The following is a 25,954-nucleotide window of genomic DNA, read 5'->3' as shown; positions in this document are numbered from 1 at the left end:
CTCGCGGTGGGTCATCCGTGACTCGTGTTCAGGATAAATCTTCATGTTTCGATCCATTGCAGCCTTGCTGGCTGCCGTGTCCTGCGTCGCCGTGGCGCAGGCACAGGAGGCGCCTGCGCTTACGGCAGTTGCAGCCCCGTACACACTCGAGCAGGCTGTAGCCGCCGCCGGCGGCAGCGCACCGGCAGTCCAAGCGGCTCAGGCTGGTGTTGAAGCGGCCCAAGCAGGGCGCCGGGTTGCCAGTCTGCGACCTAATCCCACCATTCAGACGCAAGTCGAGAACATCGCGGGAAGCGGTGCCTACAGCGGTTTCAGAAGCGCAGAGTCGACCGTCAGCGTTGCCATTCCCATCGAGCTGGGAGGAAAGCGCTCTGCTCGAATCGCAGTCGCTGATGCTCAGACTGATCGGGCCCTACTCGTATCGGCAATTACGAAGGCGGACATCAGGCTGCAGGTCACGCAGCTCTATGTAGAGGCCGTGGCTGCGGAACGTCGGGTGCAAACTGCTCGCGATCAGTCTCGCATCGCAGGCGACGCGGCCAATGCCGCAAGGGTCAGGGTCCAGGCCGGTAGAGCCTCTCCGATCGAAGAGCAGCGCGCGAACGTCGCGAAGATCAATGCCGATGCCGAACTGGTTCGAACCATCAGATTGGCGCAGGCTTCGCGCGCCAATCTGGAGAGGCGAGTGGGTCAGCCCATGGGTGGCCCGCTCGACACGGCGTGGCTCGAAAGCCTTCCGCGCGGCTATGGGCCGGAAATGCCACCGAGCGCAGCCGGCACACTGGCACTTGCGGCGGCGGGCGCCGATCTCGCCATTGCCGACGCGAATGTGCGCCTTGCAAACTCCCAGCGTGTTCCAAACCTCGAGGCTGGTCCCGGCCTGCGCAGACTATCGGGCACCAATGATACGGCGCTGATCTTCACTGTCACCATGCCCATCCCGATCTTCAACTCGGGGAAGGCATCCGTGGCGCAGGCGCAGGCGCAGCGCAATCAGGCCGAAGCACAGAAGCGCATGACGGCGCTCGATGTCGAGCAGGCCATCACCGACGCGCAGACCGCGGCCTCGAATGCCGCTGTGACTGCGCAGACGGCAACCGGTCCCGCACTCGAGGCTGCCCAGGAGGCCGCTCGCATCGCCCGCATCGGATATCGTGAAGGCAAGTTCGGGCAACTCGACCTGCTCGATGCCGAGCGCACGCTTAGCGAAACCCGCCTCGCCGCCATCGACGCTCTCGCCTCCTACCAGAATGCCCGTGCGCAGCTGGAGCGCCTGGCCGCGCCCGCACCGGAACAGGGGAACTGATCCATGAAATCCAAGACCATCATCTACGCAGCGCTTCCTTTGTCCCTCATGCTGGCCCTCGCCGCATGTGGGGGTGAGAGCGAGCAGAACAAAGCGGATCAAACAGCGCCCGCCGCTGTGGGCAAGGCCGGTGGCGAAGCCCACGCTGACGAGGGCAAGATAACGCTGACCGCCGACCAGATCGCATCGGCAGGAATCCAGACGGCGCGTCCTGTTATAGGCGGGTCGGGCACGATCGAACTGCCCGCAACTATCGATGGCGACCCGCAAGGCACGCAGGTCGTTTCCGCAGCGATCGGTGGCCGAGTCGTGTCGCTGACCCGCAACCTCGGCCAGTCAATCGGCCGTGGCCAAGCGCTTGCCGTCATCGAAAGCCGAGAGGCCGCATCGCTCAATGCAGAAACGGAGGCCGCCCGCGCGCGCCTGTCCCTGGCCAACAGCAATCTCGCGCGAGAACAGCGCCTCTTTTCCCAGCGGGTATCACCGGAGCAGGATCTCATCGCCGCCCGCACGGCGGCGACCGAAGCACGAATTGCGCTTCGCCTAGCGCAGCAGCAGGTCTCGGCCGCAGGCACGGGCGGTGGCGGCCTCAATCGTATCGGCATCGTCGCGCCGATATCCGGGCAGGTCATCGGCCGCAGCGTAGTGCTCGGGCAGACGGTCGCGGCAGATGCCGAGCTTTTCCGGGTCGCCAACCTCTCCAGCGTTTCCCTGTCGCTCAACCTCCAGCCGCAGGACGCCGGTCGCGTACGTCCGGGCGCGATGGTGACGGTGAAGGCAGCCGGCCGCGAAGCGACGGCCAAGGTGACCTTCGTGTCGCCTGCCCTGGATCCCAACACCCGGCTCGTCCCCGTCATCGCGACGCTCGATAATCGCGATGGCAATTGGCGCGTCGGCGAGCCTGTTACGGCTTCCGTTGCCCTCACGGGAAGCGGTGGCGATGGCGCAATCCGCGTACCGCTGACCGCCGTGCAGACCGAAGAAGGCAAGTCCGTGGTCTTCGTGCGCACCAAGACCGGCTTCCAGGCGACACCTGTGCAGCTTGGCGACAGCGCCGGCGACAGTGTGATCATCAAGTCGGGCCTTAAGGGCACCGAGGTCATCGCTACCGTCAACAGCTTCACGCTCAAGGCCGAACTCGGCAAGAGCGAAGCGAGCCACGAGGACTGAGCCGATGATCGCCCCAATCGTAACCTGGGCGGTTCACAAGCGCTGGCTCGTCCTGCTGCTGACCGCCATTGCCGCCGTGATCGGTGCCGCCGCCCTGTCACGGCTGCCCATCGACGCGGTTCCCGATATCACCAACAATCAGGTTCAGATCAACGTCCGCGCGCCTGCGCTTTCGCCCGAACTGGTCGAGAAGCAGGTCGCCTTTCCGATCGAGACCGCGCTCGCCGGCATTCCCGGCCTCGACTATAGCCGCTCGCTCAGCCGTAACGGCTTTGCGCAGGTTACTGCCGTCTTCTCCGAAGACACGGACATTTTCTTCGCCCGCCAACAGGTCGGCGAGCGCCTGACCGGTGTCTCGGAAAATCTGCCCGACGGCGTCAGCCCGGAAATGGGGCCAATCGCGACAGGTCTGGGCGAAGTCTACATGTGGACCGTCCGCCTGGAGCATCGCAAGGACGACAAGCATCAGCCCGGCGAACCGGGCATGCAGCCGGACGGCAGCTACATCACGCCCGAGGGCGAAAGACTGACCAACGACACGGACAAGGCAACCTATCTGCGTACCGCGCAAGACTGGATCGTCTCACCGCTGCTCAAGAACACCAAGGGCCTGGCTGGCGTCGATTCAATCGGCGGCTATGCCAAGCAGTTCCTCGTCGTGCCCGACGTGCAGCGGCTGGCATCGATGGGGATCACCCTGACGCAGCTCAGCACTGCCCTCGAGCGCAACAACACCAGCGTCGGCGGCGGCTTCGTCAATCGCAACGGCGAGGGGTTGGCGGTGCGCGCCGACGCCCTTGTCCGCAATGCGGACGAACTTTCGAAGATCGTGGTTGCCACCAGGGACGGCGTACCCATCACCTTGGGCCAGGTCGCATCCGTCCGCACCGGCCAGGCGATCCGCATGGGCTCGGCATCCGAGAACGGCACTGAGGTCGTCGTCGGCACCGCCATCATGCGTATTGGAGAAAACAGCCGTACGGTCGCAACGGCCGTCGCCAACCGTCTGGACGAGATCAACGCCTCGCTGCCGCCGGACGTGATCGTTCAACCGGTTCTCAACCGCACCGCGCTGGTGAACTCCACCATCAAGACGGTCGCCAAGAATCTGGGTGAGGGCGCCCTGCTGGTCATCGTGGTGTTGTTCCTGCTTCTCGGCAACTTCCGCGCGGCACTGATCGCGGCGGTCATCATCCCGATCACCATGATGCTGACGGGCTTTGGCATGTTGCGCGCCGGTGTGTCGGCCAACCTCATGAGCCTGGGTGCGCTGGACTTCGGCCTCATCGTCGATGGCGCGGTCATCATCGTCGAGAACGCCTTGCGACGCATGGCGGAGCATCAGCACCATGAAGGACGTCTGCTTACCGTCAAGGAACGGCTGGATACAGTCGCAGCTGCGGCAAGGGAAATGATCAAGCCGTCGGTCTATGGCCAGGCGATCATCATCCTCGTTTATGTGCCGTTGCTCACACTGACAGGTGTCGAAGGCAAGACCTTCGTGCCAATGGCCCTCACCGTCATCATCGCGCTCGTCTGCGCGTTCGTCCTTTCCCTGACCTTCGTTCCCGCTGCGATCGCCCTATGGCTGTCCAAGCGAATCGAAGAGAAGGAAGGTCGGATCATGGGCTGGCTCAAGGCTCGCTATGAACCCGGCCTCGACCGCGCGATGAAGCGGCCGACCCTGACCGTCGGTGCCGGCATAGGCGCGTTCGCTGTGGCAATCCTTGCTTTTACCTCTCTGGGTCAGGTGTTCCTGCCACAACTTGATGAAGGCGATCTCCTGATTCAGGCCCTGCGAATTCCGGCGACGTCGGTGCAGCAGAGCCAGGCGATGCAGGTACCGATCGAGCAAATGATGTCGAAGCAGCCGGAGGTGAAGTTCGTTTTCTCCAAGACCGGTACGGCTGAACTCGCGTCAGACCCGATGCCGCCCAACGCCACCGACATGTTCGTCATTCTCAAGGATCGGAAGGAATGGCCCAATCCCAGCCTGACCAAGGAAGCGCTCATCTCGAGGATCGAAGGGAAGCTCGCCAAGTTCCCGGGCAACGCCTACGAGATCACCCAACCGATCCAGATGCGCTTCAACGAACTAATCGCCGGGGTGCGCGGCGACATCGCAGTGAAGGTCTTTGGGGATGACTTCAACTCGATGAATGCGACAGCTGAGAAGATTGCGGGAGTCCTTAGAAGGACAAATGGCGCAACCGACGTAAAGGTTGAACAGACCACCGGTCTCCCGATGCTCGACATCCGGGTCAATCGAGACGCCATGGCCCGCCTCGGTGTAACCGCCCAGGACGTGCAAGACATCGTCAATGCCACATTGGGCGGTCAGCAGTCCGGCATGATCTTCGAAGGGGATCGCCGCTTTCCAGTGGTCATCCGATTGTCGGAAGCTCAGCGGGCCGACATCTCGCTATTGAGCCAGGTCCAAGTACCGACGCCTGGAGGACAATTCGTTCCTCTGTCGAGCGTGGCCGATATCCGGGTCATCGACGGGCCTAACCAGATCAGCCGAGAGAATGGCAAGCGTCGGGTCGTCGTGCAGGCGAACGTTCGGGGCAGGGACGTCGGCAGCGTGGTCGAAGATGCACAGAATGGCATCGCAAAGGAAGTCCGCTTGCCACCGGGCAGTTACCTTGAATGGGGCGGACAATTCGAGAACCTGGCTTCAGCCCGCGAGCGGCTTCAGTTGGTAATCCCTGCCTGCTTCGTGCTGATCCTTCTGCTCCTGTATGGGGCTCTGGGATCGGTAAGGGACGCCGCGATCGTGTTCACCGGCGTTCCACTTGCTCTGGTGGGCGGCGTTCTGGCCCTTTTCCTGCGGGGCATGGACTTTTCCATCTCCGCCGCAGTCGGGTTCATCGCTCTGTCCGGCATTGCGGTCCTCAACGGCCTTGTCATGGTATCCTCGATCCAGGATCTCATGCGAGCGGGAATGGACCGGGCGGAAGCGGCCAGGGCAGGCGCCCTTCAACGCCTCAGGCCAGTGGTGATGACCGCATTGGTCGCCAGCCTCGGCTTTGTACCGATGGCATTGGGCACCGGGGCTGGAGCCGAAGTCCAGAAGCCGCTGGCGACAGTCGTAATCGGCGGCCTTCTTTCCGCGACAATCCTCACCCTGTTCGTCCTGCCGACACTCTACGCGCGGTACGGCCGCGCAACGATGGTCGAAGCAGATGAGGAAGTGCTCGAGACCTCGGCCGCCAGCAGTCAACCTCAGCATTGATGTGACAGGAGGGCAGCTGCTGCCCTCCTGTTTCTTCCCTGATCGAATGAGAGGATCAGCGACATGAGAGAGGAAACCAGGTTTAGCCCCCCGATCTCCCGCCTTCGAGCATGGGCCATGCTGGCAAATCTGGCCCAGTATGAAAGTTGGCATCCGGAGTATCGGTTTGGCGGCGGGGTTGTCGGCTTGGGCAAGAAGGTTGAGTTCACCGCACGCTTCTTCGGCCGAAGCACCCAAGTCGATGCCCTGATCGTGGCACACGAACGGTCCGGCAGCATTCGCTGGAAATTAGGCACCTTCCCATTCTTCACAATGGAGGAAGGATATGAACTGACTGAGGATGCCTCGGGCCTTCATTTTCGACACAGCGTCGAATGCAAGGGGTTGTTCGGAGCCCCCGCAGCCGCATTCGTGCGCGCAGGCATTCGCCGGCGAATGCAGCTTCAGGACACAAGCTTCCTAGTAGCTGTCAGGCGACTGTCTCGCGCAGGACCTGCTGGAAATCGACACAAGCGCCGTACCACCGCAGCCACCAAAGGACGGAGCGTCAATGATGATTGAAGCCCGGAACAAAACGAGTGAGACGGAGCAGCGGACACTCTGGATCGTCCTGATCCTCAATGTGATCATCTCCGCAGCATTCTTCTTCGCAGGGATTACTGGCGATTCCAGTGCTCTTATCGCGAACGGTGTCGATAATCTCTCCGATGCGCTGGTCTATATGTTGAGCCTCCTGGCCCTTGGGCGCGGGCTCATCTGGAAAGGCCGCGCCGCTTTATTCTCTGGCTCGATGCTGCTGATATTCGCAGTGGGAATTCTTTTCGACGTCGCGCGCCGTTACACCTACGGAAGCGACCCCATCGGAGCGACCATGATGGTGATGTCGGCCGTTGCGGCCGTCATCAACTATGTTTGCCTCAGACTGCTTCAGCGCCTCGACGAGCCAGATGTCGCCATGCGGGCAGCCACCACGTTCAGCTACAATGATTTCATATCGAACGGCGGCATTCTGATCGCTGGCGCGCTGGTTTGGTGGCTGAACGCCAATTGGCCGGATCTTCTGGTCGGACTGGCGACGGCTTTCATCGCCATCAAGGGCGGCGTTGAAATCCTGAAAGACGCTCGCAGCGAAATCCGAGGGATCAAAGACACTCCTCCACCCAAGGAATACTGACATGACCAATGTAACGGCACCAATCGGTCTCCAATGCCCCGTCTGCCGCGTTGATCTGCTCATGAGCGAGCGGCAGGGCATCGAAATCGACTACTGCCCTCAATGCAGGGGTGTTTGGCTCGATCGAGGCGAGCTCGACAAGATTATCGAGCGCAGTTTCGCGGACACCGCAGGCGCAAGCAGGACACAACAACCGCCAACGGTGGCGAGCCGCGAGAATGGGCACCCCGATGAGGAGGGTCACAGCCAGCGCAGCGGCCATCATGGCCGCCGTAAAGGCTTCCTACGTGAGTTGTTCGACTGATGATCCGATCGGCCGCCGCACGCCCCTGCCCCCCTCCCCGCGTGCGAGAACGGCCCGCGCCATGGGCGGCCGCCCTTGCCGCCCATGGCGACAGTTCGCCTCCAGTTGACAGAAATCCGCCATGCGTGTGACCCGCGAGCTTTCAACATCGCTACTCGTTGCAGGAGGCCTGGCAACGATAACTCTCGCCGGCTGTCGAGCTGAAGATACCGTCAGTGATCGGCGTCACGATAGCGCCTCATTGCCCGCTCTCATTGGCGAACACCTGTACACATGTGAGGACGGGACCCAACTTGACGGCGACTTTATGCTCGATGGCCTGACCCTGGACCTGACGATAATTCCTGGCGGGAAACCATCCAGATTGACCGCACCGGACACCGGCAAGGCCTATGCCGGAAACAATCTGACCTTGGTTCTGACCGGCACCGACACACTCAAGCTAGACCGGATGGGGGAAAAATCTCTGGTCTGCCATCGAACGACGGCGATCGCCCAACCGGGTCGCGGCCATCCGCCCTGAATATCGGCCTATCCAAGCAATTGCGAATAGCGCCCAACCCAGAAGGATCATGGAAATGGTCGAGAAGCTACGCGTCGATATCCCCCTCATTTTGCCCGCAGTTCGCGATGCCGCGATCGAGAGCCGACGTGAGGCCTTGGGAAGAAGAGGCCTATGGCGCGCACCCCAGGCCGAACAGCCATGAAACTTGATCGTCCCGCAATTGCGTTGCTGGGCGTCAGCACTCTGACGAGTATCGCGTTTGTCGTTTTCGGCGCAATCTCGCTGATGGGCTCGCTGGCGAAAAATGACAATCAACCAAGTTCGGAGAGACTGAACTTTACTCTGGGTCCCGGCGAGGTGCGCCGCGTCACCGCCTATGTCGTTGGTGGAGATACGATGCGCTATGTCAGCGACATCGGCGGATCAAAGATACACTACCGTCTGCGACTGGACGATGGGCATACGGGCTCGATCCTGACGGAAAAGGACATTTCGGCCACAGAACAGGGCAATTTGCGCCCCCGGCATGGAAGCCTGTACGAATGGAGTTGGAACAACCGTTCTAAACGGCCGATCCGCGTCGGCCTCCTCGTTGAGGGGAATTTCGACCTGCTCCGTCGCCCCACCGCTTCCCCGATCGTCCAAGGTTTCGAACAATGATCGTAGGCGCCCGCCCTCGTCTGGAGCAGATCATCGTTGAGATCTGGAAGCCGTTGACCATGCTGTTCGTCTGGGATGTGCTCGTAACCGTCTTTCACCGCTACATGCCGGTGAAAGAACCACAACTTCCCGTGGCTCTCTTCGGTACTGCAATAGCTCTCTTCTTGGGGTTTCGCACCAATGCCGCCTATGCGCGTTGGTGGGAAGCGCGCACACTGTGGGGGGCGCTCATAAACGCTTCGCGAAGCATCGCTCGCATGGCCCGGAATCTGATCCCTTCCGGCCCTGAGGCCGAGGCCATCATTCTGAGGCAGATCGCACTCGCGCACGCTCTGCGTTGCCGTCTACGAGGCCAGGATCCATTCGAGGACATCGAACGGCTCGGAGGCAAGGCAGCAGTGGAGGCGGCTTCGCGGGGGTCAAATCGTCCCAATGCCTTGCTCGAAGACATATCCCGGATCGTCTCCGGCGCTCGGGGTGAGGGGAAAATCGATACAGTTCAACAGGGTATGTTCGAACGCGTCATGATGGACATAGCCAATGCCCAAGGCGGCATGGAGCGGATCAAGAATACGCCGTTACCCAATGGGTTTGAATTCATGCCCAACCTTTTCACCCGCTTGTTCTGCGTCCTGCTTCCGATATCGCTCGTCGAAACCCTCGACCTTTTCACACCTATCGGGTCGACCCTCATCGGCATGATCTTCCTGGCGGCGCTGCGGATCGGTCACGATTTGACCGACCCATTTGCCAACACAGTGCATGATGTTCCACTTTCAACGATGTGCAGAACGATCGAAATCGACTTGTTGGAAGCGATTGAACGGGAAGCACCGCCGCCGATGCCCCCGGTCCACGGGACCCAGTGGTGATGGAGGAGACAATTTTGCCTTGGGATTCATCGACGCCGTATTGGCATGAGAAGTCCCCTGGCCCCGCCGCTCAATACACTGCCAAGCTTGCCTGAAGCTGCTTGGCCAAAGCGAAGGAGAATAGCGTGATGAAGGGTTCCGACATCTTAGTCCGTGCGCTGGAAAATGAAGGGGTCGAGCGAATTTTCGGCGTTCCCGGCGAAGAAAATCTGGACGTGCTGGAGTCACTGCGAAATTCGACGATCCAGCTTGTATTGACCCGGCACGAACAGGCCGCGGCCTTCATGGCGGCAACGTATGGCAGACTCACTGGTAAACCCGGCGTCTGCCTTGCCACCTTGGGCCCTGGAGCTCTTAACTTCTCGACCGGAGCGGCATACGCCCATCTCGGAGCGATGCCGATGATCCTCATAACCGGGCAAAAGGCTATCATGAGTGCCAAGCAGGCCCGGTTTCAGATCGTCGATGTGGTGGGATCGATGCGCCCCCTTACCAAGATGACCCGTCAAATTGTCAGCGCGGCGAGCATCGCTTCAACCGTTCGAGACGCCTTTAGAGTTGCGATGGAGGAGAGGCCCGGCCCCGTCCACCTGGAGTTACCAGAAGACGTCGCCGGCGCACATGTAGGAGATGTGCAGATAATACCTCCCCACCCCCTGGACCAGCCCATCGCTCCTGCCACCGCCATCGACCGGGCAGCCGATATGATCCTCGCCGCCGAGCGGCCATTGGTCATGATTGGGGCCGGTGGGAATCGCCCGCAACTGGTAGCGCCGCTCTCCGATTTTATCCGTGAAACAGGGCTCCCTTTCTTCAACACGCAAATGGGCAAGGGAGCGGTGACCGGTGGTTCTAATCTCTACATGGGAACTGCAGCGCTCTCGGAAGGTGATTATGTCCACGACGCGATAGCACTTGCCGATCTCATCATCGCGATCGGCCACGACACAATTGAAAAGCCGCCTTTCCTTATGCGCGAAGCCGGTGGCCCCAAGGTCGTCCATATAAGCTTCCAATCGGCGACGGTTGAGCAGGTGTATCATCCCGACGCCGAGGTCATCGGTGACGTGGGCACTACAGTTGCGGAATTGACCCACCGGCTTTCCGGAAAGCTTGCAGAGCAACGCCAAATGCTCGACCTCCGCCAGAAAATCCTCGAACGCCTTGCAGAACGTGCCGAGGAGAGCCGATTCCCGGTGACGCCGCAGCGCCTGGTGCACGACGTACGAGCGGTGATGCCTCATGACGGCATCGTGTGCCTCGATAACGGCATGTACAAAATCTGGTTCGCACGAAACTACCGCACCCACGAGGCCAATACCCTTCTTCTGGACAATGCGCTGGCGACCATGGGGGCCGGCCTCCCTTCGGCCATGATGGCATCGATGATCTATCCAGACCGCCGCGTTATGGCCGTCTGCGGGGACGGTGGCTTCATGATGAATTCGCAGGAACTTGAGACGGCGGTGCGCCTGAAGCTCAATCTGGTCGTGCTCGTATTGAACGACGGAGCCTATGGGATGATCCGTTGGAAGCAGGCTGTGGACCAGTTTCCGGATTATGGCATGACCTTTGGAAACCCTGATTTCCTGAAGTATGCGGAGGCTTATGGGGCCAAAGGATCGAGGGTCGCATCTGCTGAAGGTCTCATCCCGGCGCTCGAGGCGGCCTTCAAAGGAGGCGGCGTGCATCTTGTCGATTGTCCGATCGACTACTCGGAGAACACCCGTGTCCTTGTCGAAGAGCTGCGCAACAAAGTGCCCAGCGTCGATCTTGCCTGAGCCTGGAGTGAAGAGCATGCTGCAGGTTTTTCAGGCATTTGATCGTGAACTGATCGCAGAGATTGAAACTGACGACGAAGCGTCGCTGGACCGTAAGCTCAGCACTGCGTCGGAAGCTTTTGCAGACCGGACGAGTTGGCTAGAACCTCATGAACGCATCGCCATCCTGCGTAAAGTAGCCGACAGTCTCGACAGTCAGAAAGACGCTTTTGCGCTGATGATCGCGCGTGAAGGCGGAAAGCCGCTGCGAGATGCCGCCGCTGAAGTGGTCCGAGCAGTGGATGGGGTCCGCAACGCAGCAGATGAGCTACGCACATTTGCCGGAAGGGAAATCCCGATGGGACTCTCTCCGGCATCGACCAATCGATGGGCCTTTACCACCAAGGAACCCATCGGGGTGGTCGCGGCAATTTCGGCATTTAATCATCCGCTGAACTTGATCGTCCATCAGGTCGTTCCCGCCATTGCGACTGGCTGCCCGGTCATTGTGAAGCCAGCCGATCGCACCCCTCTGTCGTGCCTTGAATTTGTTAAGCTTGTGCATGAGGCGGGACTACCAGAAGCTTGGTGCCAAACTCTGATCACAGCCGATACCGCGCTGGCAGAGAGCCTTGCGACAAGCCCTCGAATTGCATTTCTTAGTTTCATCGGATCAGCCAGGGTGGGGTGGTACCTGCATTCAAAGCTCGCGCCCGGGGTGCGCTCAGCACTAGAACATGGAGGCGCCGCGCCGGCTATCATCGATCGAAGCGCTGATCTGGAGGCTGTTCTGGATCCGCTCGTCCGGGGCGGCTTCTATCATGCGGGACAAGTCTGTGTGTCCACGCAGCGCGTATATGTACATGATGCAGTTTTCCAGGAGATGGCCGACAGACTGATAGCAAAGGTCAGTTCCCTCCAGACGGGCGATCCCACGTTCGAAAAGACGGATGTCGGGCCACTGATTACGCCTCGCGAGGTCGACCGGGTTGCCGATTGGGTCGCAGAAGCCGTAGCCAGCAGCGTTGCCCCAGCTGTCGGAGGCACGCGGCTTTCGAAGACACTGTTCGAACCAACAATCTTACTTGATCCCGCTCCTGACGTACGTGTCTCACGCGAGGAGATATTTGGGCCGGTCATGGCGCTATATCGGTATAAGGATCTTTCTGACGCCCTCGCCCGTGCCAATTCGCTGCCGGTGGCATTTCAGGCGAGCATCTTCGCTCAAGACCTCGACGTCGCTTTGTCAGCGGCTCACGGCTTAGAGGCATCAGCAGTGATGGTGAACGATGCGACCACGTTCAGAACCGACTGGATGCCATTCGCGGGGCGCCGTGTTTCAGGCTATGGCACTGGCGGAATTGGTTACACGATGCAGGACATGACGCATGAGAAGATGATCATTCTGCGTCGACGATGAATTTCGACACTGGGAAGGTAGGAGGCGGCTTGCGAGCGTCAAAAGCCGCCTCCCATCCGTTAGATAAGGGCCCAAAAGATCGCGTAAAAGGATCTTCCCTCGAGAACGGCTAAGTCGAGGCCCCTTATGCTTTCCTGATATTCAGGGTGTTGCTGCAGAAGTCTTCCGAAAAAGATCGCGTCCGCCGACCAAGAAAATTCCTGTCAAGACAAGTACCGCGCCAGCAATAAATCCCCCATCCAACGGGTCATTCAGGATCAGCGCCCCAAACGTAATGCCGAAGATCGGCGTCATGAACGACAATACCCCAAGCTGCGATGCAAGATATCTGCGCAACAGGGAGAACCATAGTAGAAAGCTCAAAAGGCCGACCATGATTATCTGAAACGCCATACTGGCTATCAATATTGGTGTAGCTGTCAAACTGACCTGCCCCAGCACGAATGAGAGTATCGTCAACAAGAAAAAAGCTCCCGCCAGCTGATAGCTGACTGTGATGGTCGTAGGGGCGTTGGATAATGCTGAGAGCCGCAGAGCTATGGTGGTCAGTCCCCATGCTGCACCTGCGGCTATCCCCAGAGCGTCACCGATCAACCCGGTATCTATCCTGACGCCGCCCGCACGACCGGCAAATGCGAAGACGATCCCCAGGAAGGCTACGGCAATTCCGACCCATTGAGCAGCATCAAGCCTCTCTTCGGGTAGCCGCATGTGGAGACCGAGCGCCGCAAATATGGGCGATGTGTATAAGAAGATTGAGATATGTGAGGCGGTCGTAAAACGCAGTCCCTGCGTGACGAGGAAATATTCCAGGCCAAAGAGCAGACCTATGACCAAGCCAGCTTTCCAGGTTCCCTTGAAGAACCAGCCGGTCTCACGCCTTACGGCAGCGATTCCGGCAATGACCACCAACGCCACTCCGGAGCGCAAAGCGACCTGAAGGATTTCAGGCATAGCGGGCGCTGCCAGTTTTACTGCCGTTTGCTGCATGCCCCAGATAGCGCACAGGCCAATCATGTAGATCAAGGCTTTGCCGTCGATGGCCTTACGCGCGTTCATGCTTTCTCACTTTCATCCCGCCCGCCGCGGTCCGCGGAGTTGATCGCGGCGCACCGCTGACTTACTCGACCTCGAAGATCGCCTGGATTTCGACCGGGGATTGACCGGGTACTGAATTTGCGCCCAGCGTCATCCGAGCATGGTGCCCACGTTCACCAAGGAGATCGGCCGCGAGATCAGAAGCGGTGTTCATCAAGCGGGCGTGATCGGCATAGGTGTCGATCGTGTTGAACACCCCTGTCAATTGCACCGCTTGCTTCACGCGACCGAGGTCCCCGCCGACCGCCTCGTTGAGCACGGATAAAACGTTCAGCATCGTCGCCTGCACGGACTCCTTTGCCTGCGCGTCGGTCACATCCACGCCGATCTTTCCCGGATGGAGGATTTTGCCGTCCTTGAGGGCATATTGGTTGATGAAGACCAGGTTTCCGGTGCGCACGAACGGGGAATAGTTACCAGCAGGTTTGGGCAGCGGCGGCAAAGCCAGACCCATTCGAGCGAGCGCCTCGCGGATTGTGATGGCAGCCTTTGGAACCTCAGTCACAGCCGCCACCTCCGAGGAGGATGCCGGAAGGGCGCCTCTCAAGGCCGATACAACGCGTGCGAAGGCCCGGCCCTGGTCGCGCGCTATCTGACGCTCACCCAGAGTTGGTCGCTCCACATTCTTGAGCGACGCGAGGGTGGATGCACCCAGCACCGAATTGCCCTGCGGTACAGTCTTGTCGAGCCCTTCGACCCCGCGAATACCATTGGGCATCAACAGCATCCCATGAACCGCAAGGCTTCCCCAGAACGACTGGAAAGCCAGCTCTTTGCCCGCTCCGCTACCGGCCGACATGAACACGGTAGCAGGCTTGCCCTCGAGCGCGTGCGCCGACCACAGATCGCCGGTCTGGGAAAGAAATTCGCTCATCGGCGTGCTGATATTGCCGAAATAGACCGGAGAGCCGAAGGCAATCCCGTCATAGCGGGCGAGCTCCGCCACGGTTGCCACAGGCACATCCTTTAGATCGGATTTTGGCGAGCCCTTGACCTGCTTGATCGTCGCATCGACCGATCCGTCTCCAGTGATCCCCGCAGCGACTTCTCGCGCAAGAGCATAGGTCCCGCCGGTATCCGAATAGATAAGAACCAGCACCTGCGGTTTGGTGTGTGCGACTTGCGCCATGGCGGTCGGTCCCGAGAAGGCGGCCAGAAGGATGGCCGCCAGTTGCGTCAGTTTTTTCATGTTCATGGCTCAGACCGAATGGATCAGGCCGCCATCGACCCGGATGTTCTGGCCAGTGATATACCCGCCGCCCTCGGACGCCAGGAAAGCGATGGTGGCGGCGATTTCCTCGGGTGTGCCGTAGCGACCGAGCGGCACGTTCTCGCGGCGCTCGGCTGTCTCAGGCAGGCTGTCGATCCAGCCGGGCAGGACATTATTTACCCGGATGTTATCGGACGCATAGGTGTCAGCAATGATCTTCACGAGTGAGGCGAGCCCGGCCCGGAAGACATTTGATGTCGGGAACTGCGGAGTCGGCTCGAAGGCCCAGGCAGACGAGATGTTGATGATTGCCCCGCCCTTCTGGCGCTGCATTATCGGCACGACCAGGCGGGTCGGTCGGAGCGCGTTCAGCAAGTAGGTTTCCAAGCCTTGATGCCAATCCTCATCGGTTAGTTCGAGCACAGGCCCCCTGGGACCATGCCCAGCCGAATTGACGAGAGCATCGATCCGCCCCCAGCGGTCGACGGCCCCATCGATCAGCTTCTTTATGTCAGCAGGCGACTGGTTCGAGCCTGTGAGACCGAAGCCTCCGAGTTCATTTGCAAGTGCCTCACCCTTTCCCGAAGACGAGAGAATGGCGACCTTGTACCCGTCCCGCGAGAACCGCCGGGCTGCTGCTGCGCCAATGCCGCTACCACCGGCGGTCACAACCGCCACCTTTTCTACAGTCACTCAAACCTCCTGCCATAGCCAAAACGCGACCAGCGCTCGAGAGGGCTTTTCCTTATCGGGTATGAACGAGCATCACGAACCAGTTCGCTTCCCTTCAGAGTGTAGAAATTCTACAGTAAGAAAATGAGACGCCTTCCCCCTTTCAATGCGCTGCGCGCATTTGACGCTGCGGCACGTCATTTGAACTTCAGGCTGGCCGCCGAGGAGCTGGGCGTTACTCAAGGAGCGGTCGCACAGCAGATACGCGGGCTGGAAGCAGAATTGGGTATCTCCCTGTTCGAACGTCATCCGCGCGGGCTTGCGTTGACCGAGGCCGGGCGGGGCTATCAACCCAACATTCGACGGGCCTTCGACATCATTCAGGAAGCTACGTCACTACTGCGTCCCGGTCGCCGTCACGTCACCATTAGCGTTACGCCCACTTTCGCATCAAAGTGGCTAATTCCAAGGCTTGCCGATTTTACAGACGCCTATCCCGATATCGATGTAAGGATCGTGGCCACAGACCGCATTTCCGACTTTCAGGCTGACGGAGTGGATGTCGCAGTTCGTCTCGGAAGACCACCCTTCGGACCTGATGTCACAGCCGATCTGCTGCTACCCCACGTGATAGTCGCGGTAGGCAGCCCGCTTCTCATTGAAAAGTTCGGGCATCCTGAAGTCGTAGCGAACTTTGAACATTACCCGCTACTGCATGATGCCCACAATCTGTGGCCACGCTTTCTGGAGAATATTCCAAGCCTTAAGCCCACTCCAAACCAGAAAGCGATACGATTCAATCAAACCGCGCTCGCGGTCGAAGCGGCGATCGCTGGTCAGGGGCTGACTTTGGCCGGATCTTTATACGTCGAGGATGACATTGCATCGGGCCGACTACTGCAATTGTTCGGTACCAGTCTCGCAGCGGATAGCGGATTTTTTCTCGTTTCGCAGGCTAATGCGCAGTCACATGCTGCCATCTCATCGTTCACTTCCTGGTTGCGCGGAGTAGCATCCAGAGATCCTGAACCCGCCAGTCCCCCCACATCAGCCAACGGTTCTGCAAAGAACTGATGTCCAGGATAAGAATCAGAGATGGCTGCACACCTGCAGCAGTGGCAATGCATCGTGCTCAAAGAGGGCATCGTCAGGCGACTGGTCGTCGGCGCCCCCGGGGGCAACGCGCTAGCAGTCGGCAGAGCAGCCACAGATGAGCGAACCCTATCAACGTTCCGGAGGGGCGAGTGCTTCGATGATCCGGCAATGAGCGACTATGCCCCCATCGCAGGAGTCGATCACCGCCCTCAGTTCCCGTCCTAGCACCGTGAGATCTTCAATCTTACGTTCGACCTCAACCAGATGCGCCTTGGAAATCCTGTCAACCTCCGCACAATCGTGGGTCCGATCGTCGGATAGGCCGAGAAGCGCCCGAACCTGTTCAAGCGAAAATCCCAGATCGCGGGATCGGCGAATGAAAGAAAGGCGGTCAAGCGCGTCCTGGCCATAACTGCGATAATTGTTCGCGCCGCGATTTGGCCTCGCCAGCAGGCCTATGCGCTCATAGTAGCGAACGGTCTCGATGTTCGTCCTTGTCGCTTTACCGATCTCGCCGATTGTGAATGCCATAGTCTTGACCCTGTAGTGCCTACAGGGTTTATATGGGGTGCCATTCTTCGGTTTGGAGATGGCAAATGGCAGGTGGTTGCTGCGGCGCGTCGCAGGATAACTCTTTCAAGATCGAAGACGCGAGTTGGCGCCGCGTGCTTTGGGTAGCCCTTGCGATCAATGGCGGAATGTTCTGCATCGAGATCGTTGCGGGGGTAAGTGCCGGCTCTGCCTCCCTTAAGGCCGATGCCCTCGATTTTCTTGGCGATACTGCCAATTATGCGATCAGCCTTGGCGTCGCTGGCCTTGCTCTTTATTGGCGATCCCGTGCTGCCCTCGCCAAGGGCACTACGCTTCTGCTGCTTGGCTTGTGGGTAATTGGAAACACGCTTTGGATGGCAACCCGCGGCACGCTTCCGGCCGCCGGGACCATGGGGGGCGTCGGCGTCCTTGCGCTGCTTGCCAACCTGATATGTGCAGTCATCCTGTGGCGGCACCGGACGGGCGATGCCAATCGACGCTCGGTCTGGATCTGCTCCCGGAACGATGCAATCGGCAATGTGGCGGTGGTCGCCGCAGCCTGGGGCGTCTTTGGAACGGGCACTGCTTGGCCCGACGTGGGAGTCGCCGTAATACTGGCAGGCCTTGGCGTATCCGGAGGATGGCAGATAATCCGCCAGGCACGACGTGAAATGAGCCTTTCGTGACGGCCCTGCCCATCCACGCTCTGTAGCGCAAACACATGCCGTGCGCAGGACTATCCGATACTCAATTGTTCGCGTGGCAGCCTAAAAAGGGGCGCGCTGGCTTCGCGGACGCGGGGTATCGGCGAGACGGGCATTGAGAGCATCGGCATAACTGGCCATCTCGTGCTGATCGTAAGCGTCGATGCGGATGAAGCGATCGGCCAACCGGTCAAGATGCGGCGCGGAGAACTTGTTTTCGCCGCCGCGCAAGATCGCCTCTGTCACATACCCCCGCATCCCATCATCGTGGATTTCCCGAATTGCGCGAAGTGCAACGTCGTGAAGGGTCTGAATGACACCGTCATCGATCCGCTCGGAGGCCATAACGATCGCAAGCGTTTCGCCGAGCGCGATAGCCGCAGAATGCGGGATCGCGCTGCCCCGATCATGTCGGTCTGGCATGAGCCGTAGCTTCGAGCCTTCGGGCAGCCGATCATAGAGAGTCGTCCATGATGTAAGGAAGCCGAAAAGCTCATACAGCAGCCGCGCTGCACGGGTGGGGAACTCTGCCTCCTTGTCGATGCCGCTACCATCGGAATCATAGCCATTTTCGAGCAGGCCGGCGAAGCGTGGCAGATAGTAGAGCCACATATGATACTCGATTCCGTGCCTTGCGGCCGAGGTTATCATGATGTCGAAGAAAAACATGGCGCTCCAAACAGGATCGCTGGTCCGTTCGCGCTCGAACCAGCCAGGATCGCCATTCAGATGGCTCCAATAGCCCTGCCGTTCATCGCCGGCGAGGAGCCGCTTTACATAGTCACCGATGGGCTTCCAGACAGACAGGCGCTCTGCGTTCTCAGGGTTGGAGAACAGGTAGTGCAACAGCCGATTGCGCTCCGGAAGCTGGTAGCCGATCGGACTTTCGGAAATTTCGTTGCCGGCAAGCTCCTGATAGAGCGCGCTTGCCGGTGTTGCGATAAGGCGGGTGAGATAGCGCTCTACAAATTCGGTCGAACCATAAACATCGAGTCTTGCCAGTGCGACACCGAAGTGGGGTCGGCGATCGACAATGTGATCGAGCAACCTGTTTGAGTGGAAGAGCAGCTGAAGCATGTCCGACGCGGCTTCCTTTGCGCGCTTATGGGCCGGAACAAACGTCGCAAGCGCGCGGACCGGCCGCGCCGCCCAATCCGGCAGGTTCTCGCCTCGATATGGGTGCGGGCCCGGGCCGCGCGGCCTTGAGAACGCTGCGAACGACTGCGGGTCGACGGGTCCGAAGTCTTTCAGTCGGTCATGAGCCAGCTGGATTTTCGCTCTTCGGCGGCTTGCCACAGCGATGAGCTCAAGATGCGGCTCGACCAGCCTGATCGCGTCGTCATATTGTTCCTCATCGACAAGGCTCGTCGCAAGCTGCGTGAGCTCTGGAAGGCTGCGCAATGTCGGGCGGGCCGCACGATGAATGTAGACCGAGCCGATCAGCCACGCGAAAGCGATCAGAAAGGCGAACTTGCGCGGGACGCCCGGATCTGCGGCCCCCAGTTCAAGATAGCGGCACATGCCGCCGAGAGTGGACGGGCAAGCCGGAGGATTGAGATCGAACAGTTCGAACGCCAGTATCGCGATACTGGCGGGGACCGCCAGGATCAGTTGCGATCGCCAGGACATGGAGAGCCTGATCCGTTGCACGGGGCTGAGCACCGCATAGAGCGCCGCAAGAAGTGCGAGGACCGTGAGAAAACCGTCGAGCGTCAGATGCTTCACCCCATCTTGTCTGGGCCAGCAAAATAGCGTCGAAGCCGGTCAGGCGAAATGAAATAGTTCCACAATATCCTGCCCATTGGGGCGGGAGTGGCAATACCCGCCGGAAGAGACCGTGCAAAGGCTCAGTTCGTACAGAAGACCGGCAGAGACGCGGGTGCAAGATGAACCATCGCGCAGCCTAACCCGTCACGGAGAGGGTCGAGGGGCCAGCTGTTTAGCAGCGCTTACAACAAGATCGACCAGTTCAAGGTGAAGGGCATCCTCCCCCTTCGCCATGGGTAGCGTGTAGAGACCATAATCATGGTCACGGTGCGGACTATCAACCCCAGCCGCATAGCCTGCGTTATGAAGATCATTAACCGCACGGTTGAGCCACACGGCCTCATGATCGGCCATGTATCGGCTGGCGGCGTCGTAGATGCAGCGGCCGAGCCAGTCGGTTCTTTTCCGCAGGTCTGGCTCACCGGCAATGGCACGCCCCAGATAGTCGTGAGGGAATGCGGTTTTGGCAGCATCACGAATTTGGTCAAAGAAGTCCGCTGGCAGCGCCTCGATGAGCCGGACACTGACCGTTTCAGCGATCACAGCGGATATGAGGGATTGGTTCCCGTTGACGTCCAGACGCCAGACCTCCCGTATCAGCGTCGTCCTCGCGGGACTGTTGCCGGGCGCTCCCAATTCTCGTGTGATCGCCTTCAGCCGATCGATGAACAGGAACAGTATGTTGGCCTTGCGTTTACCGGCCGTATGGGCTGCATCTCCCCAGGCTAGTGCCGACTGGAAAAACACTGGTGTTCCGCCGTCTATACTGAACAGCGGAAGATCAGAAAGTTTGATTTCGCCAAAGGGCATGCCATGGTGCTTTGCCCAGTCTCGAACCCGCCGAAGGTCCCGAATTTGCCCGGTCCCGCGGCCGGCCTTCGGATGGAAGCGCACCCATATCGCCACAGCACCGAAACGGCTCTCACCGACCGCGTTGCGGAGAGCCCTCGCCATTTTGTTGAAACGGCTGCCGGTTATGGCGTCGTCGATGAACAGGATAAATTTCGCGGCCTTCATCACGGGCATGGACGCCAGGTCTTCAGCGGACTCACGAACGGTGCGTCCATTTAGAGCCCGGTCATTCCGAGGGCACCCCCACTCGACAACCGTGACGCGAATGCCGCGCGCCTGAGCGACCTCGCGAAGCACAGCGATGGGAACCGTATTGCCGAGCGGCGCCTCGACCAACGTCACTTCCGATTTGCCGCTACGGGTCAACCAGTCGCACAAATCCACGCAGATCTGCGCCAATTCCGCAAATTGCACACGGCCCAGATCGAAAAGTCCCCGCGCACCTCGCCGCATCACACGATCGACCAACGGGACTGCGATCGGCGTTCCGCCGGCTTTCGAGTTATGCTCGAACAGGCTGGCGAAGCTCTGCGCCGCCATGAACGCAGCGGCCGCGTCGCCCGTTGCATCTCGGGCCGGATTCGGCGCGAAGAACTCCTCTCTCTTGCTCCAGAAGTCCTGGAGACTGGTCGCAAAGACCCGGTAACGTGTCATTTGGGCAACCGACGCGGGATCATTTTCACCGATGTCGGTGCAGAATTGCTCAAGGGCGGAGCGCAGCTCCTCCGGCGTCACGAACCGATAGCGGTCAGCGATCATCGCGGACGTCCCGAAGGCCGCGTCTTGTTGCGCCAATGAGAAATACCGTGCGGCAAGGCCGCTCGGAGCATTCCCGGTGGTACTGTCGCAGAGGGCTCGCACGAATTGCCGCTTCCGGACCGCAAATGACGGAGGCTGCAAGGGGGCTGCCAAAGGCAGAGAAATCATCAAGGCTCCATCATGGACAAACTGCCTGCGGTCGGACCGCGACGCGAACGAGTTTATCCCGTAAACAAAATGCCGTGAAATGTCCTTAGTTACTGTAGTCGTTAACAAAAACAGCCTTATATTGCGACGGAGTGTAAGCCTGAATTGCAAGGAAAGCATGACCAAAAGCGAAAAGTTACAGCAGGTCCGCCGTCAGATCGAAGGCTGGCGGGGGCAATTTCTCGCCAGAAGGGATCCTCCCTGGGAGGTTTCTCAGGTTTCGAAACTGGTCGCACTTTTGACAGAAGCCAGGGAGATCATCCGAAAATCACTGGGCGAAGGCAGCGCCTACTTTATCAATATTCCCACCTTTACGACACCTGGCAGGGGCACACATCGGCAGCCTGAAAATGACGAGATCGTGCAATGCCTGCACCTGATCGATGCCGCTGTTCGAGATATCCAGGCCGAAGAGCAAGCCGCCGAGAGAACGACAGAGCCAGTCAAGATGCCGGCTGTATCCTTCGTATCTGAGCACACGATCCGGGAATTAAAGGCACTCCCCAGGACGACATATGATTTCAGCCGGTTGGTAGTGCTCTGCCGAGAGCTGAACGTGACCGCTGCCGGCGAGGCGCACATGGCCACGATGATGCTCTTACGGGCGATCATGGACCATATTCCGCCCGCTATGGGCAACTTCACCACATTTGCTGATTTTGCTGCGCAATATCCAGGCCAAAAGTCTTTCAAGCAGCAAATGGCCAATTTCAATCAACTGCTCAGAAAAGCGGCTGATGGCCATCTTCATTGCCACATCAGACGTCGCGAGAGCGTTCCGACAGCCGAGGAAGCGAACTTCCGAACACCCCTCGGCGAACTTCTACGTGAGATTGTTGTGCGACATACGCCGGAGCAGAACTGACAGGAGCAATTGGGCGGCGCGATCCAAATGAGTTGGGCCGGGCTACCCGGTCCACTCGCTGCCCCGGTGGGACGCCCGCAATTTGGCGAAGAAACAGCCTGCCGTCACACTTTCCCCTTCTGAAGCTTCGCCAAACGGCGCGGAAGTTCAGCTGTGATCTTGCGTAACTGATGCGGCTGTGCCTTCTTCCAGGCACGCACTTCAGGAATGGTTCGGCCGCAGCCCCGGCACCAGCCGGTCTTCCCGTCGAACGAACATAGATCGATGCAGGGCGAGCGCATCCGATCAACCGCCGCGCTTGAGTTCAAGGGTCGGATTCAGCCGCGATGCTGATGCGGCGCGCGTCCCACTGGCGGAATAAGCAACTTCGCACCCCATCGCTTACTTGGCGTACCGGCGTATCGCGGTAACGAGCGCCTCGGCCCCCTCATCGCGTTGTGCCTGGGTCAGATTGGGCCCGGAAACATGTTCCTTCACGTGAGATTCGATCAGCTCATCGATCAGACCAGTCACAGCGCCCCGGACTGCGGCGGCCAGATGAAGGGTAGTGGAACAGTCCTGACCGGTATCCAATCCGCGTTCGATTGCCTGCAACTGACCAATCAGCCGGCGGACACGCATCTTGAGCGCATCCTTCTCTCGGAGTAAGTGAGCCATACAATACCCCCCTACCCTATAAAGGATACTGGCACAAGGTTTGGGAGCTGGCTGTCATCCCTCAGAGCTTTCGGCGCGCCTACACCTAAAGGTCGAGGCCGAGGCTGCGCTCAGGCAGGGGCGGTAAGAGGTCGGGTCCGGTCCTTCCTTCGATCGATTGACCAGGGCCAACATTCAGCACCCCTACTGCGGGTCTTCCGGTTTTGTCTCGCAACGGTGGCAGGTCGGCAGGAAGTGGTGGGAGAATCCCCGCAGGGATGGGGCCAGGATCGAACGGTCCCTTCGTACCGCCGGGACCGCCGCCGCCGGGCCGATCGATATCGATCCGGCCGACGGTTTCGAGCGCGGACGTCTTGTTGCCTGGATTCATGTCGAGCTGGCGGGTCAGCTTCTCCTTATCGTCCACGACGAGGGTGAGATCGTCGCGCACCCGGGTGACCCCGACGTTGAAGAGGCGCTGATTGGAAAGGTTTCGCTCATAGCTCGACATGACCGTGATCGCGCGATCGGTCGTGATGCCCTGCGCCATATGCATATTGAGCGCATAGGCAAGGTCGAGGCGCGAGAGCATCGGATCGCCGGGTGCGAGCGTCAGCTTTTCGCAACCAGCGGTTTCGACTGTCACGCCAGTGGCATCGACGCCAAGAATTCGGGCCAGGGCAGCGTTGTGCAGGCCCCGCTCCTTGTCGTTCGCTGTCCAGCGGATCCGGTCGCCCTCGCGAAGGGCTATGTCCTTACGCTCGGTAAGGGCGATCTGGTCGCGCCTTTCTCCAGGGGTGATGCGCTGAGGGTCGATGCGAAACCGCCGGCGGCCATCGCTGATCTCGATCCGGCCGTTGGCCTGGACCTTGAGGATATCGAATCGCCCTGCCCGAAGGCCCAGATCGGGCGCGCCGCCGCGACCGACCTCGATCGTCTGGCCGGCCCGGTAGGAAGAAGGATAGCGCAGTTCCTCGCGGGTTAAGTTGACCCGCTCATAGACAGCGAGTTGCACTGCCTCGCCTCTCAAGGTTCCCTCAGCTGCGAGGCCCTTCTGGATTTCCTCGTTGATCGTAGCCCGCGCCTCACGGCCCGAAGCAAATACGGCCGTCACGTCACGATCGCCCGGCGCGAGTGCAAGCCAGCGCTCTGCGGCATGCTCGGCCGGCGCGCCATGCTCGATGACCTTTTCGCCAAGGACGCCGAGCGCCTGGCCGGCCTGCCCGACATTGGCGAGCGCCGCGACGGTGCGCAGCTGGTCGGTGCGCTGGCGAATATTCTCGTCCATTCGCGCGATGGAGCCGCCCCCCGCCTGGATCAGCGCGAAGGATTTTCCCGCGTCGATCGAGGACAGCTGCTGTCGGTCGCCGACCAGGACGAGCTTGTCGACACCCATCAACGCGCTGATGTCCTGAAGTCTGAGCATGTCCTCGCTCGACACCATTGAGCTCTCATCGACGATCAGCATGGTGCCGGCGAGCGCAGAGCGTGCTTCATCAAAACGTGGCCCGTGGGGGTTTGCGAGATGTTTCTCGTTTTCCAGGACGAACGACGCGATGGTGCGGGCTTCGATCCCCGCTCCTGTCGCCATGTCGGCTACCATCTTGTTCTGGAAGGCCAGACCAAGGATGGTCCTCCCTTCTGCTTCCGCAACCCGCGCGACGCTTGCCAGCATGGTCGATTTGCCGGCGCCGGCGATGCCCTGGACGATCACCGTGCGATCGGACGAGGCGATAATCATGGTGGCCGCACCGAGCTGACCTGCGTTCAGCGGGAGCGCTGCGGCGGCCTGAAGGCGGCCAGGTGCTTCACTCGCTGGCACGATGGGCTCGACCGTGCCTTTGCCAGCTTCGACCCGCGCCAGAATCTGCGCCTCGGTCTGGAGCGCCTGCGGCGTCGTGACCATGCGGAAGGTCCCGTCGTCTCGCCTTATGGTTTCGGGGACCAGCGCGCCCTTCTCGAGCAAGGCGCCGATACGGCGCTCGACGGTTTCTGAAGTGACGCCCTTAAGCGCGAGATCGACAGCGGTCTTTGTGAGCAGCCTCAGGCTGAAAGCCGCCTCACGCTGCCCCAGAATGCGAACGGCTGATGCCAGGGCCAGCTGGGTTCGAGCCTCGGCGGGCGACTGCGTGAGGCGAGCCAGTCCGCGATCGACCAGGGGATCCCCAGGCTGGACGATCTGGGACAGTTTCTCCCACGCCCCGCTGATGGCGTCACTGACCGCGCGGTAGCCACGCTCGAGGGCGCTGCCGGGCTCAGCACGCTGGGCTCGGGCGACCGCGGCGTCCAGCAGGGCCTTTCCGTCAAAGCCGAGCGATGCCGCTTTATCCTTCCAACCGACGCGCAGGTCGTCCCTGTCGTCGACATGGAGCTTGGGATCCCGGGTCCGCGTCGTGACTTCGCGCATACCCTGGGGACTGGTGATCCCAAGTGCCCCTGCCTTGGCGAGGATCTCCTCACGACGCTGGCTGAAGGCTTCGAGCACAGCCTTGGGAACGCCCGCAATCTCGAACGTGCCATGCTTGCCACGCATGTCGAGCTGGTAGCCTAGCTTCTCCAGACCATCGCGCAGGAACGCGTGGTAGATCGAGCCGATCACGCTATTGTTGCGCCAGATCTCGCCATTATGGAGCGCCTGCCACTTGCCATCGGCCATGCGCGTGAGATTGGCGATGACGGCATGGATATGCGCCTGGGGGTCGAGGGCCCGGCTCGTGTCGTGCTGGAAGAGGGCATAGACGAGATTGCCGGTCCGGAACGGGACCTTCTTGCCGTCGACATCCTTGCGACCCTCGGCGAGGTTGGCCTCGACCCATTTCATGGTCGCCTTGACCGCTGCCATATTGGCGTCGAGCACCCGCTTGTCGCCTGCGACATAGGCCATCACCGAGGCGGACTTCGGCATGGAAAAGGTGAGGTCGATTCCCGCCTGCCGGTTCTCGACCTGACCCACCATCGTACCGTCGGGAAGGCGGCCATTGAGAACACCCTCGAAGGCATCTTTGGACACTTGGCCGGAGAGGCCGAGCTCGTCGGCCCCTTCCCCGGCCCAGCCGCTTACTTCGGCGCTGCCATCGGCTGTGTAGTAATCGTCCTTGGCGAAGTAGTTCGCCGCACCTGAGGCAGAGCGGACCGGGGCGACCGAGAGCATG

General features: G+C 60.2%; 24 protein-coding genes. 15 read left to right on the top strand and 9 right to left on the bottom strand.

Annotation, left to right across the window (positions count from 1 at the left end; genetic code table 11):
• The first annotated feature begins 43 nt into the window (after positions 1-43).
• The 11 genes from GR702_RS15175 (at position 44) to GR702_RS15125 (ending at position 12,406) form a co-directional block, all read left to right on the top strand.
• Complete coding sequence (locus tag GR702_RS15175) at positions 44-1,306, top strand: TolC family protein (protein ID WP_026109333.1); 1,263 nt, start codon at positions 44-46, stop codon at positions 1,304-1,306.
• Positions 1,307-1,309: 3 nt separating this feature from the next.
• Entirely contained in the window at positions 1,310-2,476 is a 1,167-nt protein-coding gene (locus GR702_RS15170; protein ID WP_017501914.1) for an efflux RND transporter periplasmic adaptor subunit, read from the top strand.
• 4 nt (positions 2,477-2,480) lie between these two features.
• A complete protein-coding gene (locus GR702_RS15165) occupies positions 2,481-5,711 on the top strand; it encodes an efflux RND transporter permease subunit (RefSeq protein WP_017501915.1) in 3,231 nt (1,076 codons plus the stop codon).
• Positions 5,712-5,828: 117 nt separating this feature from the next.
• Positions 5,829-6,272, top strand: coding sequence for an SRPBCC family protein (locus tag GR702_RS15160; protein ID WP_237449735.1), 444 nt, complete (start codon positions 5,829-5,831; stop codon positions 6,270-6,272).
• Positions 6,265-6,885, top strand: coding sequence for a cation efflux transmembrane domain-containing protein (locus tag GR702_RS15155; protein ID WP_026109334.1), 621 nt, complete (start codon positions 6,265-6,267; stop codon positions 6,883-6,885). Before GR702_RS15160 ends, GR702_RS15155 begins: the two co-directional genes overlap by 8 nt.
• Position 6,886: 1 nt before the next feature.
• Complete coding sequence (locus GR702_RS15150; RefSeq protein ID WP_026109335.1) at positions 6,887-7,189, top strand: TFIIB-type zinc ribbon-containing protein; 303 nt, start codon at positions 6,887-6,889, stop codon at positions 7,187-7,189.
• 121 nt (positions 7,190-7,310) lie between these two features.
• Positions 7,311-7,712 (top strand): hypothetical protein, encoded by a 402-nt coding sequence (locus GR702_RS15145; protein ID WP_051035770.1) that lies wholly within the window; start codon positions 7,311-7,313, stop codon positions 7,710-7,712.
• 180 nt (positions 7,713-7,892) lie between these two features.
• Positions 7,893-8,354 (top strand): hypothetical protein, encoded by a 462-nt coding sequence (locus tag GR702_RS15140; protein ID WP_017501919.1) that lies wholly within the window; start codon positions 7,893-7,895, stop codon positions 8,352-8,354.
• Positions 8,351-9,226 carry a bestrophin family protein gene (locus GR702_RS15135; RefSeq protein ID WP_017501920.1) on the top strand — a complete coding sequence of 292 codons (876 nt, stop codon included), beginning with the start codon at positions 8,351-8,353 and terminating at the stop codon, positions 9,224-9,226. The genes GR702_RS15140 and GR702_RS15135 overlap by 4 nt, the downstream gene beginning before the upstream one ends.
• Before the next feature lie 128 nt (positions 9,227-9,354).
• A complete protein-coding gene (locus GR702_RS15130; protein WP_202408295.1) occupies positions 9,355-11,007 on the top strand; it encodes an acetolactate synthase large subunit in 1,653 nt (550 codons plus the stop codon).
• 16 nt (positions 11,008-11,023) lie between these two features.
• Complete coding sequence (locus tag GR702_RS15125; RefSeq protein WP_037521828.1) at positions 11,024-12,406, top strand: aldehyde dehydrogenase family protein; 1,383 nt, start codon at positions 11,024-11,026, stop codon at positions 12,404-12,406.
• A 141-nt stretch (positions 12,407-12,547) separates the two neighbouring features.
• Here the strand turns inward: GR702_RS15125 and GR702_RS15120 are convergent, their stop codons facing one another.
• The 3 genes from GR702_RS15120 to GR702_RS15110 form a co-directional block, all read right to left on the bottom strand.
• Complete coding sequence (locus tag GR702_RS15120) at positions 12,548-13,465, bottom strand: DMT family transporter (protein ID WP_037521826.1); 918 nt, start codon at positions 13,463-13,465, stop codon at positions 12,548-12,550.
• A gap of 61 nt (positions 13,466-13,526) precedes the next feature.
• Entirely contained in the window at positions 13,527-14,693 is a 1,167-nt protein-coding gene (locus tag GR702_RS15115; protein WP_026109338.1) for an NAD(P)H:quinone oxidoreductase, read from the bottom strand.
• 9 nt (positions 14,694-14,702) lie between these two features.
• Complete coding sequence (locus tag GR702_RS15110) at positions 14,703-15,407, bottom strand: SDR family oxidoreductase (RefSeq protein ID WP_026109339.1); 705 nt, start codon at positions 15,405-15,407, stop codon at positions 14,703-14,705.
• Positions 15,408-15,530: 123 nt separating this feature from the next.
• Between GR702_RS15110 and gcvA the strand changes: the two genes are divergently transcribed.
• Positions 15,531-16,460: a transcriptional regulator GcvA gene (gcvA, locus tag GR702_RS15105; protein WP_080727365.1), complete on the top strand. Its 930-nt coding sequence runs from the start codon at positions 15,531-15,533 to the stop codon at positions 16,458-16,460.
• A gap of 150 nt (positions 16,461-16,610) precedes the next feature.
• Here gcvA and GR702_RS15100 read toward each other — a convergent pair whose 3' ends face one another.
• On the bottom strand, positions 16,611-17,012 hold the full coding sequence (locus tag GR702_RS15100) for a MerR family transcriptional regulator (RefSeq protein ID WP_160986703.1): 402 nt from the start codon (positions 17,010-17,012) through the stop codon (positions 16,611-16,613).
• Positions 17,013-17,077: 65 nt separating this feature from the next.
• On the opposite strand from GR702_RS15100, the gene GR702_RS15095 reads away from it, so the two are divergent.
• Complete coding sequence (locus tag GR702_RS15095; protein WP_069338597.1) at positions 17,078-17,698, top strand: cation efflux transmembrane domain-containing protein; 621 nt, start codon at positions 17,078-17,080, stop codon at positions 17,696-17,698.
• A gap of 81 nt (positions 17,699-17,779) precedes the next feature.
• On the opposite strand, the gene GR702_RS22355 is transcribed toward GR702_RS15095, so the two are convergent.
• Positions 17,780-18,793: a hypothetical protein gene (locus GR702_RS22355; RefSeq protein WP_237449734.1), complete on the bottom strand. Its 1,014-nt coding sequence runs from the start codon at positions 18,791-18,793 to the stop codon at positions 17,780-17,782.
• Between the two features lie 180 nt (positions 18,794-18,973).
• Here GR702_RS22355 and GR702_RS22350 point away from each other — a divergent pair, with 180 nt between their 5' ends.
• Positions 18,974-19,468: a hypothetical protein gene (locus GR702_RS22350; protein ID WP_237449733.1), complete on the top strand. Its 495-nt coding sequence runs from the start codon at positions 18,974-18,976 to the stop codon at positions 19,466-19,468.
• Between the two features lie 159 nt (positions 19,469-19,627).
• On the opposite strand, the gene GR702_RS15085 is transcribed toward GR702_RS22350, so the two are convergent.
• Entirely contained in the window at positions 19,628-21,094 is a 1,467-nt protein-coding gene (locus tag GR702_RS15085; protein ID WP_139150116.1) for a hypothetical protein, read from the bottom strand.
• Positions 21,095-21,419: 325 nt separating this feature from the next.
• Here GR702_RS15085 and GR702_RS15080 point away from each other — a divergent pair, with 325 nt between their 5' ends.
• On the top strand, positions 21,420-22,166 hold the full coding sequence (locus GR702_RS15080; RefSeq protein WP_017501080.1) for a hypothetical protein: 747 nt from the start codon (positions 21,420-21,422) through the stop codon (positions 22,164-22,166).
• Between the two features lie 104 nt (positions 22,167-22,270).
• Here GR702_RS15080 and GR702_RS15075 read toward each other — a convergent pair whose 3' ends face one another.
• The 3 genes from GR702_RS15075 to mobF form a co-directional block, all read right to left on the bottom strand.
• Positions 22,271-22,447 carry a DUF1289 domain-containing protein gene (locus GR702_RS15075; protein ID WP_037522677.1) on the bottom strand — a complete coding sequence of 59 codons (177 nt, stop codon included), beginning with the start codon at positions 22,445-22,447 and terminating at the stop codon, positions 22,271-22,273.
• Between the two features lie 100 nt (positions 22,448-22,547).
• Positions 22,548-22,823: a metal/formaldehyde-sensitive transcriptional repressor gene (locus GR702_RS15070; protein WP_017501079.1), complete on the bottom strand. Its 276-nt coding sequence runs from the start codon at positions 22,821-22,823 to the stop codon at positions 22,548-22,550.
• 85 nt (positions 22,824-22,908) lie between these two features.
• Positions 22,909-25,953, bottom strand: a complete 3,045-nt coding sequence (mobF, locus tag GR702_RS15065) for a MobF family relaxase (protein ID WP_086491674.1) — start codon at positions 25,951-25,953, stop codon at positions 22,909-22,911.
• Position 25,954 lies beyond the last annotated feature (1 nt).

It is taken from the genome of Novosphingobium silvae (genome assembly GCF_009856825.1).
GTDB classification, from domain to species: Bacteria; Pseudomonadota; Alphaproteobacteria; order Sphingomonadales; family Sphingomonadaceae; genus Novosphingobium; species Novosphingobium silvae.
The sequence above is the reverse complement of the archived record's forward strand: the minus strand, read 5'-3'. Positions and strand labels throughout refer to the sequence as shown.

Excerpts from the sequence above, each read along its gene's own strand:
- GR702_RS15175 (WP_026109333.1), top strand. The coding sequence starts at position 44 with ATGTTTCGATCCATTGCAGCCTTGCTGGCTGCCGTGTCCTGCGTCGCC.
- GR702_RS15170 (WP_017501914.1), top strand. The coding sequence starts at position 1,310 with ATGAAATCCAAGACCATCATCTACGCAGCGCTTCCTTTGTCCCTCATG.
- GR702_RS15165 (WP_017501915.1), top strand. The coding sequence starts at position 2,481 with ATGATCGCCCCAATCGTAACCTGGGCGGTTCACAAGCGCTGGCTCGTC.
- GR702_RS15160 (WP_237449735.1), top strand. The coding sequence starts at position 5,829 with ATGCTGGCAAATCTGGCCCAGTATGAAAGTTGGCATCCGGAGTATCGG.
- GR702_RS15155 (WP_026109334.1), top strand. The coding sequence starts at position 6,265 with ATGATTGAAGCCCGGAACAAAACGAGTGAGACGGAGCAGCGGACACTC.
- GR702_RS15150 (WP_026109335.1), top strand. The coding sequence starts at position 6,887 with ATGACCAATGTAACGGCACCAATCGGTCTCCAATGCCCCGTCTGCCGC.
- GR702_RS15145 (WP_051035770.1), top strand. The coding sequence starts at position 7,311 with ATGCGTGTGACCCGCGAGCTTTCAACATCGCTACTCGTTGCAGGAGGC.
- GR702_RS15140 (WP_017501919.1), top strand. The coding sequence starts at position 7,893 with ATGAAACTTGATCGTCCCGCAATTGCGTTGCTGGGCGTCAGCACTCTG.
- GR702_RS15135 (WP_017501920.1), top strand. The coding sequence starts at position 8,351 with ATGATCGTAGGCGCCCGCCCTCGTCTGGAGCAGATCATCGTTGAGATC.
- GR702_RS15130 (WP_202408295.1), top strand. The coding sequence starts at position 9,355 with ATGAAGGGTTCCGACATCTTAGTCCGTGCGCTGGAAAATGAAGGGGTC.
- GR702_RS15125 (WP_037521828.1), top strand. The coding sequence starts at position 11,024 with ATGCTGCAGGTTTTTCAGGCATTTGATCGTGAACTGATCGCAGAGATT.
- GR702_RS15120 (WP_037521826.1), bottom strand. The coding sequence starts at position 13,465 with ATGAACGCGCGTAAGGCCATCGACGGCAAAGCCTTGATCTACATGATT.
- GR702_RS15115 (WP_026109338.1), bottom strand. The coding sequence starts at position 14,693 with ATGAAAAAACTGACGCAACTGGCGGCCATCCTTCTGGCCGCCTTCTCG.
- gcvA (WP_080727365.1), top strand. The coding sequence starts at position 15,531 with ATGAGACGCCTTCCCCCTTTCAATGCGCTGCGCGCATTTGACGCTGCG.
- GR702_RS15100 (WP_160986703.1), bottom strand. The coding sequence starts at position 17,012 with ATGGCATTCACAATCGGCGAGATCGGTAAAGCGACAAGGACGAACATC.
- GR702_RS15095 (WP_069338597.1), top strand. The coding sequence starts at position 17,078 with ATGGCAGGTGGTTGCTGCGGCGCGTCGCAGGATAACTCTTTCAAGATC.
- GR702_RS22355 (WP_237449734.1), bottom strand. The coding sequence starts at position 18,793 with ATGCTTCAGCTGCTCTTCCACTCAAACAGGTTGCTCGATCACATTGTC.
- GR702_RS22350 (WP_237449733.1), top strand. The coding sequence starts at position 18,974 with ATGAGCCAGCTGGATTTTCGCTCTTCGGCGGCTTGCCACAGCGATGAG.
- GR702_RS15085 (WP_139150116.1), bottom strand. The coding sequence starts at position 21,094 with ATGATCGCTGACCGCTATCGGTTCGTGACGCCGGAGGAGCTGCGCTCC.
- GR702_RS15080 (WP_017501080.1), top strand. The coding sequence starts at position 21,420 with ATGACCAAAAGCGAAAAGTTACAGCAGGTCCGCCGTCAGATCGAAGGC.
- GR702_RS15075 (WP_037522677.1), bottom strand. The coding sequence starts at position 22,447 with ATGCGCTCGCCCTGCATCGATCTATGTTCGTTCGACGGGAAGACCGGC.
- GR702_RS15070 (WP_017501079.1), bottom strand. The coding sequence starts at position 22,823 with ATGGCTCACTTACTCCGAGAGAAGGATGCGCTCAAGATGCGTGTCCGC.
- mobF (WP_086491674.1), bottom strand. The coding sequence starts at position 25,953 with ATGCTCTCGGTCGCCCCGGTCCGCTCTGCCTCAGGTGCGGCGAACTAC.